Genomic DNA, 356 nt, shown 5'->3' on the forward strand with positions numbered 1-356 from the left:
AGGTCATCACAAGTATATTCTAGTAAATTAAGGCGTGTGGCGGTGTGGGATACTGAGAACGAGCAAGTCATTGAGCTCATTACAAATCAATTTACGTGGACTGCAAATACAATTAGCGAACTGTATAAAAGTAGATGGATGGTAGAGATATTCTTTAGGGATCTTAAACAACTTCTACACATAAAATCCTTTGTAGGGACTTCAGAAAATGCCGTAATGATCCAAATTTGGACTGCGCTTATTACTATTTTAATACTAAAAGCACTACGAGCACAGGCTAAATTTGGTTGGCATCTATCGAATTTAGTTGCTTTTATACGACTAAATCTTTTTGTGAAGATTGAATTAGAAAAATG

1 protein-coding gene is annotated in these 356 nt (G+C 35.1%); it reads left to right on the forward strand.

Annotated elements, in window-relative coordinates; genetic code table 11:
• The coding region (locus CF599_RS19385) for a transposase (protein ID WP_143824849.1) at positions 1–356 on the forward strand (356 nt) is incomplete at both ends.

The organism is Myroides sp. N17-2 (assembly GCF_002286775.1).
GTDB lineage: Bacteria > Bacteroidota > Bacteroidia > Flavobacteriales > Flavobacteriaceae > Flavobacterium.